Source organism: Ramlibacter sp. (assembly GCF_036676645.1).
GTDB lineage: Bacteria > Pseudomonadota > Gammaproteobacteria > Burkholderiales > Burkholderiaceae_C > Ramlibacter.
The window spans coordinates 1-2,684 of sequence record NZ_JAKFCM010000048.1 but is presented as its reverse complement, the minus strand read 5'-3'; the positions used below and the strand labels follow the sequence as shown (position 1 = coordinate 2,684).

Genomic DNA, 2,684 nt, shown 5'->3' with positions numbered 1-2,684 from the left:
CTCGACAGGCCCGCCGCCCGGCGCCTCTCCGCCGGCAGCGAGCAAACGCTGCGCCTCGACGAGGTCTCGGCGCTGCTGGCCTCGGACGCGCTGGTGGTGGACGCCTGCCGCCGCGGGCTGGGCGCCGGCGACCAGTGGCGGCCGCTGGCGCGCCGGCCGGTGCTGTTCTCGCTGGCGCGTTCACTCGCCGAAGCATGGCCTGGCGATGTCAGCCGCGAAGCCTTGATCGAATCCGCCTTTCGCACCAAGCGTCCTGACGAAACGCACAGGGCGCGCCTCAGGGTCGAGATCGGCCGTCTGCGCGCGCTCGTCAAAACGCTGGCGGCCATTGAGGCGACCGAGCGGGGCTTCATCCTCAGGCCGCGCGGTAAGCGCGATGTCGCCGTGCTGGCGCCACCCATTGACGGCGACCAGGCATCGCTGGTGGCGCTGCTCTCCGATGGTGCGGCCTGGTCGACCTCCGCCCTGGCGCTGGCCCTGGGGGCGAGCCAGCGCACCGTCCAGCGCGCGCTTGCCGACCTCGAAGCCGCCGGGCGGGTGCGCTCCATCGGGCGGGCGCGGGTGCAACGCTGGCTGGCGCCGCCGCTGGCGGGATTCACGACGATCTTGTTACTCCCCGCTGCGCTGCCGATTGGATAAAGTTGTCTCCATGGCGCCGATGGACGGTGCAACAAGGAGCAGCGATGACCCGCAAGACCATCAAAGACAAACCCGAAGTCAAGGCACGCTCCGCCGAGATCGTGCGCGAATACGGCTTCCCCGGCGTCAATGACATCGCCGGCGTTACCCACGACGGCCAGCGCGTCTGGGCCGCCACCGGCGCAACACTGATTGCCTTCGACCCCGCCAGCGGCGAGCAGACGCGCACGCTGCAGTGCGCGGGCGACGCCGGCACCGCCTTTGACGGCACGCACCTCTACCAGATCGCCGAAACGCGCATCGACAAGATCGACCCGGCCACCGGCAAGGTGGTGGCGTCCATCCCGGCGCCCGGCAGTGGGAGCGACTCGGGCCTCACCTGGGCGGAAGGCAGCCTGTGGGTGGGCCAGTACCGCGACCGCAAAATCCACCAGGTCGACCCGAAGACAGGTGCCATCCAGCGCACGATTGAATCCAACCGCTTCGTCACCGGCGTGACCTGGGTGGACGGCGAGCTGTGGCACGGCACCTGGGAAGGCGACGACAGCGAGATCCGCCGGATCGATCCGCAAAGCGGCGCCGTGATCGAGCGGCTGGAGATGCCGCACGGCGTCGGCGTCAGCGGGCTCGAATCCGATGGCGCGGACCTTTTTTATTGCGGCGGCGGAAAGAGCGGAAAAGTCCGCGCCGTGCGGCGGCCCAAGGCCGCATCGAACGCTTAGGCCGCATTGAACGCAGCGCGCAGGGCATGACACCCTCTCGCTAAGACCCCCATTCGGCCCACCGGCCGATAACAAGCGCACCTGTTACCAGCACGGGTCGGGCAGCGCATTGACCAACGCAAACGGCTCATCGAGCCAAGGAGAAAACCATGAGTACCGCAACCGCCGAAGCGAACAAAGTGAACACCGTGAACCATCCCGTCGTGTCCAGGGAGCGATGGCTTGCCGAGCGCAAGACGCTGCTGGCGCAAGAGAAAGAGCTGACGCGCCTGCGCGACCAGATCGCCAGCGAGCGCCGCGCCCTGCCTTGGGTTCGCATCGAGAAAAACTATGTTTTCAATACGCCCGAAGGCAAACGCTCGCTCGCCGACCTCTTCGAAGGGCGCCACCAGCTGCTGGTGCAGCACTTCATGTTCGGCCCCGGCTGGGAGCAGGGCTGCCCGAGCTGCTCCTTCATGGCCGACCACACCGCCGGCATGAAGGTCCACCTGGAACACCGCGACGTGAGCTTCGTGGCCATCTCGCGCGCGACGCTGCCCGAGATCGAGCGCTTCCGCCAGCGCATGGGCTGGCAGTTCAACTGGGTTTCATCGAACGGCAACGACTTCAACTACGACTTCCACGTGAGCTTCACGCCGGAAGAGCAAGCCACCGGCGCCGTCAACTACAACTACACCCTGCAGCCCTTCCCGGCCGAGGAAGCGCCCGGCATCAGCCTGTTCTGCAAGGACGACGCGGGCCAGGTCTTCCACACCTACTCGACCTACGGGCGCGGTGTGGAGGTGATGATGGGCACCTACAACATGCTCGATCTCACGCCCAAGGGCCGTGACGAGCATGACGGCTTCTACAAGATGGACTGGGTGCGCCACCACGACCGCTACGAAACCGTGTCCGCATTTACGCCCGCGCCTGAAGTCGCTTCGTGCTGCAGCGCGAAGGCCTGACCGGCCCGGGACCGGTGCGCGCATCATGTCAAGCCTTTGGCCGTGGCTCGTGGTCGCAGGGGTAGGCGCCCTTCATGGGCTGAACCCTGCCACCGGCTGGATGCTGGCCGCTGCCTGGGGCCTGCGTTCGCGCGACCGGGCTCAGGCACTGCGGGCCCTGGTGCCGATCGCGGCCGGGCACGCCGCATCGGTCGCGCTGGTGGCCGGCGCGGTGGTGTTCGGTCTGGCCATGGATCGCTTCGCGCTGCAGGTCCTGGCGGGCGGCCTGCTTGCCGCCTTCGCAGTGCTTCACCTGTCAGGCCGCACACCCAAGGTGGCGCGCGCGCCGGCGGGGCATGCCGGGCTGGCGCTCTGGTCTTTCATGATGTCCACCGCG

The 2,684-nt window shown here is 67.9% G+C and carries 2 protein-coding genes and 2 pseudogenes; all 4 read left to right on the top strand.

From position 1 onward, the window contains the following. Positions 1–639: pseudogene (locus V6M57_RS07740) on the top strand (helix-turn-helix domain-containing protein); the annotation flags it as partial. A gap of 44 nt (positions 640–683) precedes the next feature. After that, the gene (locus tag V6M57_RS07735; protein ID WP_332814410.1) at positions 684–1,361 is read left to right on the top strand and encodes a Vgb family protein; all 678 of its coding nucleotides are present in this window, start codon (positions 684–686) and stop codon (positions 1,359–1,361) included. A 149-nt stretch (positions 1,362–1,510) separates the two neighbouring features. Next, positions 1,511–2,308, top strand: coding sequence for a DUF899 domain-containing protein (locus V6M57_RS07730; RefSeq protein ID WP_332814409.1), 798 nt, complete (start codon positions 1,511–1,513; stop codon positions 2,306–2,308). 25 nt (positions 2,309–2,333) lie between these two features. Continuing rightward, a pseudogene (locus V6M57_RS07725) lies at positions 2,334–2,684 on the top strand (hypothetical protein); the annotation flags it as partial.

Excerpts from the sequence above, each read along its gene's own strand:
- V6M57_RS07735 (WP_332814410.1), top strand. The coding sequence starts at position 684 with ATGACCCGCAAGACCATCAAAGACAAACCCGAAGTCAAGGCACGCTCC.
- V6M57_RS07730 (WP_332814409.1), top strand. The coding sequence starts at position 1,511 with ATGAGTACCGCAACCGCCGAAGCGAACAAAGTGAACACCGTGAACCAT.